This is a genomic window from Brevundimonas sp., assembly GCF_032107865.1.
In the GTDB taxonomy this organism is placed as follows: domain Bacteria; phylum Pseudomonadota; class Alphaproteobacteria; order Caulobacterales; family Caulobacteraceae; genus Brevundimonas.
This window is the reverse complement of the sequence record NZ_DAMCNG010000167.1, coordinates 1-5,969: the sequence shown is the minus strand read 5'-3', so window position 1 is coordinate 5,969 and position 5,969 is coordinate 1. Positions and strand designations below refer to the sequence as shown.

At 68.1% G+C, this 5,969-nt stretch carries 5 protein-coding genes, 1 tRNA gene and 2 pseudogenes; 6 read left to right on the top strand and 2 right to left on the bottom strand.

Features of this window, described 5'->3' with window-relative positions:
• From RT567_RS12635 to RT567_RS12620, 4 genes and pseudogenes are all read left to right on the top strand, one after another.
• Window positions 1-521, top strand: a pseudogene (locus RT567_RS12635) (methyltransferase type 11); the annotation flags it as partial.
• Window positions 522-675: 154 nt separating this feature from the next.
• Entirely contained in the window at window positions 676-1,269 is a 594-nt protein-coding gene (locus RT567_RS12630; protein WP_313576673.1) for an HD family hydrolase, read from the top strand.
• Window positions 1,270-1,307: 38 nt separating this feature from the next.
• Window positions 1,308-2,282, top strand: coding sequence for an NrtR DNA-binding winged helix domain-containing protein (locus RT567_RS12625; RefSeq protein ID WP_313576672.1), 975 nt, complete (start codon window positions 1,308-1,310; stop codon window positions 2,280-2,282).
• A 98-nt stretch (window positions 2,283-2,380) separates the two neighbouring features.
• Window positions 2,381-2,470 (top strand) — tRNA-Ser (locus RT567_RS12620).
• Window positions 2,471-2,526: 56 nt separating this feature from the next.
• Here the strand turns inward: RT567_RS12620 and RT567_RS12615 are convergent.
• Together RT567_RS12615 and RT567_RS12610 are read right to left on the bottom strand one after the other, a co-directional pair.
• Window positions 2,527-3,777 (bottom strand): FAD-binding oxidoreductase, encoded by a 1,251-nt coding sequence (locus RT567_RS12615; RefSeq protein WP_313576671.1) that lies wholly within the window; start codon window positions 3,775-3,777, stop codon window positions 2,527-2,529.
• The gene (locus RT567_RS12610; RefSeq protein ID WP_313576670.1) at window positions 3,774-4,949 is read right to left on the bottom strand and encodes a Xaa-Pro peptidase family protein; all 1,176 of its coding nucleotides are present in this window, start codon (window positions 4,947-4,949) and stop codon (window positions 3,774-3,776) included. Before RT567_RS12610 ends, RT567_RS12615 begins: the two co-directional genes overlap by 4 nt.
• 238 nt (window positions 4,950-5,187) lie before the next feature.
• Between RT567_RS12610 and RT567_RS12605 the strand changes: the two genes are divergently transcribed.
• Window positions 5,188-5,517: a hypothetical protein gene (locus tag RT567_RS12605; RefSeq protein WP_313576669.1), complete on the top strand. Its 330-nt coding sequence runs from the start codon at window positions 5,188-5,190 to the stop codon at window positions 5,515-5,517.
• 54 nt (window positions 5,518-5,571) lie between these two features.
• Window positions 5,572-5,969: pseudogene (locus tag RT567_RS12600) on the top strand (TolC family protein); the annotation flags it as partial.

Below are 5,969 nucleotides of genomic sequence, written 5' to 3'. Positions count from 1 at the left end.
CCAGGGCGGAAGCCGACGTCGCCAGGACCGAGGCGGACGCGGCCCGCGCAGAAGCCGACGCCTCTCGTGCTGCGACCGAAGCCGCCTCCGGCGACTCCGCCCACGTCAGCGCGCCCGGCGTGCGCGTCGACGCCCAGGGCGACAAGGCCACGGTCCGCCTGCCGGGCATGCGGATCGACGCCGACGGCGACCGCGCCAACATCCGCATCGGCGGCCTGACCATTCGCGCCGACGACAAGTCCAGCCGCGTTGACGTCTCGTCTGGCGACGACGCCGTGAAAATCGAAGCAACCGACGGCGCCGCCCGCATTCGCACCAGCGCCGCCGGAGAATCCGTCCGCTCGACCTTCCTGATGACGGCGGACGAGCCCTCGGCCAGCGGCTGGCGCACCGTGGGTTATGAGGCGCGCGGCCCGGTCGGCGGCCCCATCGTCGTCGCCACCGTCCGCAGCAAGGACCGCGATCCCGATCGCCTGTTCGACGCCGCCAAGGCCCTGGTGACGCTCAACGTCGGCGATTAACCCCCATCTATCGCAACGGCCGCCCTTGATCGCGCGTTCGGTCTGAGTCACCAGCCTGAGCATGCGCAGCATCAAGACCTTGGCCGAAGAAATCGAAGACGCCGGCCCCGCGCCCCGAGTCCGCAAACCCAAGCCGCCTCGCGCCTGGCAACGCATGTTGTCCGGCCGCCGCCTGGACCTGCTGGATCCCTCGCCGTTCGACATCGAGATCGAGGACATCGCCCACGGCCTGGCCCGCGTCGCCCGCTGGAACGGTCAGACGGTCGGCGAGCATGCCTTCTCGGTCGCCCAGCACTCGCTGGTGGTCGAAGAGATCGCCGCCCACATCCGGCCGGGGCTTGAGCCGAAATGGCGTCTGGCCGCCCTGCTGCACGACGCCTCGGAATACGTCATCGGCGACATGATCTCGCCGTTCAAATCGGCGCTCGGCGCGGGCTACAAGGACTTCGAGGCGCGTCTGGAAGCCGCCATCCACGTTCGTTTCCAACTGCCGCCCAAGACGCCGCAGACGATCAAGACCCTGATTAAGAAGGCCGACAAGGCCTGCGCCTTCTATGAGGCGACCCAGTTGGCCGGATTCACTCGCCGCGAGTCGCTGCAAATCTTCGGCGCCCCGCCCCCCGGCTATGACCTGATCATCGAGCCGCAGCCCGCCGCCATCGCCCAGCAGCGCTATCTGGACCGCTATCGCGTTCTAGCCGAAGCTGTCGGCATCCTGCCCGGCGCCGACGCCTGGCACACCGAGTAGTCGGGCGCAGCACAGAGCGGCGGACGCAAGGGAGACGTATGGCGCAGGCGCGGACGGAGGCTTCCCCCTCCCACACCGGCATAAGGATCGGCCTGTCGGCGGTGATCATCGCGCTGCGGGACCGTGAAGCCGTGGTTCTGACCACCCACGCCCCCGACGGCGCGCCCGCCCTGCCCTTCGGCCCCTTCGACCCCGCGCGCGATCGCACGTTCGAACTGGCCCTGCGCGCCTTCGTGGCCGACCAGACGGGCTTTCCGCTGGGTTTTGTCGAACAGCTCTACACCTTCGGCGATCTGGGCCGCGACGCCCCGCGCGCCACGCCCGGCCCGGACCAGGCGCGCGACATCTCGGTCGGCTATCTGGCCCTCACCGCCGATGCGCCTGATGATCCCAGTTTCGGCGCTTCGGGCCGCGACGCCGCCTGGACTCCCATCTTCCACGTTTTTCCCTGGGAGGACCGCCGCCGGGGCCAACCCGCCGTCATGGAGCGCCTCGTCCCCGGCTTGACCGCCTGGGCGGGCGACGACGCCGCGCGCAAGGGCCGCGTTGATGCGCTCTTCGCCCTCTCGCCCGGCGTCCGCTGGAACGAGGAGCGCGTGCTGGACCGCTATGAACTGCTCTATGAAGCCGGTCTGGTCGAGGAGGCCGCGCGCGACAACGGCCGCCCCGCCCCCGCCTCTCCGGGCGACCTGCCCATGGCGTCCGACCACCGCCGAATCCTGGCCACAGGCGTCGCCCGCCTGCGCAGCAAACTCAAATATCGGCCCGTCCTGTTCGACCTGACGCCCCCGACCTTCACCTTGTCCGCGCTGCAGGCGGCGGTAGAGGCGGTGGCGGGCCTGTCGCTGCACAAGCAGAACTTCCGTCGCGGTGTCGAACGCACCGGCCTGGTCCAGCCCACGGGCGTTTTCACCAGCGACACCGGCGGCCGTCCCGCCGAACTGTTCCGTCATGTCCGACCCGAACCGGGCGACAGCGGCGCCTTCGGCTTGTCGCTTCCTGGACAGCGTTGATCAGCCATTCAAATTTCTTCGCCGTCATGGCTTGCAGCCATCGCAGCCTTTGATTAGAGAAGCCGCTCGCTCAGCCCCATTAGGGACTACCGACCCGCGGAGAGGTGGCAGAGTGGTTGAATGTACCGCACTCGAAATGCGGCGTACGTGGAAGCGTACCGGGGGTTCGAATCCCCCCCTCTCCGCCATTATTTTCTGACAATCTGATCTGCCCGCCAGGGCGCCCGCGCTTGATCGCGCATGGTCAGTCGAAGCGCTCGATGCGCAGGGCCTCCATCCATCGCGGAGACGACCGTCCCAGCGCGATCTGCTCCATCGTTTCTGCCGTGAAGGCGGCCAGGGTCAGGCCCAGGTGCTGGTGCCCAAAGGCGTAGTGGATGGCCGGATGCGTCTGAAGTCGCCCTATCGCCGGCAGATAGTCCGCCAAAGTCGGGCGCGGCCCGCACCAGCGGTCCGGCGCGTCGGAGAAGCCGATGCCCAGCGCTTTCAGATGTCCCTCGATCTGACGCCATTTGCGCGGGTCCGGCGGCGCTGACGGCCGACCAAACTCGACATGGCTGGAGGCGCGCAACCCTCCATTGAACCGCGCCACGGCGAGGGCGCGATCTTCAAACACCGTCAGCGGCAGGGATTCAGGCCAATCATGCTGCGAGGACTGGACCGAATAGCCGCGCTCCCCAATCAGAGGAACCTTCACGCCGAGCGGCGCCAGCAGTGAAGCTGACCACGCGCCCGCGGCGACAACGGTCCGCTGGGCGTCCACGGCCGCGCCGTCTTCCAGAACGATCTCGACGCCGTCGGATACAGGCTTCAAGCAGCGCACATCGGCCTGAAGGATGCGCCCGCCCTGCTTCACGAAGGCAGCCGACAAGGCGTCGCGCACGTTCTGAGGTTCGCTGACCTGCCCCGTGCCGGTGAAGCGTATCCCGCCGGCAAGGCGCGCTTTCAGGACCGCGTCATAGGCGGCCAGTTCCTCCGCCTCCATAGGGCGAAAGCGAGCGCTTCCGGTGCGAGCGCTCCGCCAGGCCTCAAGACCGCATCTCGCCGCCTCAGGCGTGGACCAGACGACCGCGTGGCCGGTCGGGCGGATCAGGTCGTCCGGCGCTTCGGCCAGGGCCGCCAATCGCGTCCAGGCGCCCAGCGGATCATCGAGAAGACGCGCCAGGATCTCGGCGCCGTGCGCGGCCGCCGCCGAGCGAGAGGCCGCCAGAAACCGCAGCGCCCACGGCCCCCACAGCGCCGCATCTCGCGCCCGGAAATCCAGCGGACCGCCGAAAGCGAACAGCCGCCCGAACGCGCTTTTCAAGGTCGCGGGCGACGGCATCGGCTCGCACTGCTCCGCGGCGATGTGGCCGATGTTGCCGAAGGAGGCGCCGCGTCGTGGATCGCCTCGGTCGATCAGAATCGTCTCGAAACCCGCCGCTTGAAGCCGCAGGGCCGTCGCCGTTCCGACCAGCCCGCCGCCGATAACCGCCCAGCGATAGGGCGTCGTCATGCAGAGACGCTCTCGCCGAAGGGATCGTCCAGGCTGTGCGAAGGCTCGGTGAACCAGACCGGCCCGGCGTCCGTCATGTAGAAGTGGTCTTCCAGACGCACGCCGAACTGGCCGGGAATGACCAGCATCGGCTCGTTCGAGAAACACATGCCGGGCGCCAGCGGCGTGGCGTCGCCGCGCACCAGGTTCGGCGCCTCGTGGATGTCCAGGCCGATGCCGTGACCGGTGCGGTGCGGCAGGCCCGGCAGGCAGTAATCGGGGCCATAGCCGAGGCCGGTCAGATAGCCCCGCGCGGCGTCATCGACGCTGTGGCACGGCGCCCCGAGTTGAGCGGCGGCGAAGGCGCGAGCCTGGGCCTCTTTCTCGTGCGCCCAGACCCGACGGAAATCGTCCGTCGGTTCGCCGAAGACATAGGTGCGGGTGATGTCCGAGTGATAGCCGTCGACCAGCGTCCCGGTGTCGATCAGCACCACGTCGTCGGCCTGAAGAGCACGATCGCCCTCGCCGCCGTGAGGCAGGCAGGTGTCGTCGCCGAAGGAGACCAGGCAGAACCACGACCCGCCCTCCCCGCCCAGGGCGCGGTGTTCGGCGTCGATGAAAGCCATGACTTCTGAGGTGCGGACCCCGGCCTTCAACCAGCGGCGGGTGCGGCGCTGGACCTCCAGTGTAATGGCCTTAGCGCGGGTCAGAAGCGCGATCTCGGCGGGCGACTTGAGGCTGCGCTGCGTCAGGATCAGCGGCGCGCCGTCCGTGACTCGATCCGCGCCGAGCGCCCGACTGAGGCCCAGCCAGATGAAGGCCGCCGCCTGATCGTCGACCGCCAGAACGCCGTCCTCAGGCAGACGTCCCGCCGCCAAGGCGTAGGGACTCTCTTCCTCCTCCCAGGTCAGGATGTCGCCCGCGACGGCGTTCGGCGCCGCCGTCAGTCCCGCCACCTTATCCAACTCGAACCGGGGGCAGACGTATTCCACGCGCCCATCGGCATGGATCAGCGCCCCGGTCAGACGCTCCGACGGATGCCAGTCCAGCCCCGTATAATAGCGCAGTGAAGCGGTCGGCCCCAGCAGCAGGGCAGCCAGACCTTCGGCCTTCAATCGTCCAGCCAAAGCGCGGATACGCGCCCGCCTCTCTTCAGCGTCAATGGGAGCAGCGGCAGGAAGAAGAAACGTCATGCGATCAACGTATACAGTATCTGATTTTGACCGCACTTCTTTCACGGCTTGGATCGCCAGGCAAGTGTCGTGACGGCTGCAACACCTGAAACCAGGCTGCGTGGCAAGCAGCGCCAGTCCGTTCGGACAGTGGGCCGAATGCGTGATGAAATGACGCAAAGTCGCCACTTCTCATGAACCTTATAACAGATTGCCTTCAACTCGGCCCCCTCCTACCTAAGCCGCCATGCCTCGGTCGATGATGACATTGGCGAACCTGTTTGCGGCCTTGACACTGGTCATCGCCGCACTCGTGCTTGCGCCTGCTGTCGATGCCGCGACCTGCGCGCCTGACGCCGCCATCGCGCACCAGACCTTGGCCTCGGAACACGCTCAGGACGGGTCCACGGACAGTCACGATCGTAAGGGCGGCGAGATTCACGGCCATTGCCACCACCCCGGCGAGCGTCCGTCCAGCGGCGACCTCAGCATCGCCAAGCCCCAGGCCCAGGCCAGCCGCTACATCCTGCGCGACGACAGCACCGTGTCGTTCGCCGCCGACGGACTGAAGCGCCCTCCCAGAAGCTGATCGGAAGCCTGCGCCATCGCGCGCCCTTCTTGTGATCATCTCTGGAAATCAAACATGTCACCGACACATCGTCGTCGGCCGCGTCTGGCGGTCGGCTGCGCGCTCGCCGCGGTCGCCGTTTTCGGCGCCGTCCCGGCGTGGGCTGACCCCGCGCCCTCCTATGGCGAACTGCTCGCCCAACTTGGACAAACGCCTTCCGCCGTCGAAGCGAACGCCCTGAGCGACGCCGCCGAGGCGCGCGTGCGTCAGGCGCGCGTTCGGCCCAATCCCAACCTGTCCATCGACCTTGAGAACGTGGTCGGGTCCGGCCCCTATTCGGGTCTCAGCGCAGGCGACCTCAGCCTGGCGTTCAGCCAGGATCTGGAGCTGTGGGGCAGGCGCCCCGCAAGAGTGAACGCCGCCCGTGCCGACGCGGGCGCGGCGGCGTTGCGTCGCGACCTGACCGTGGTCGA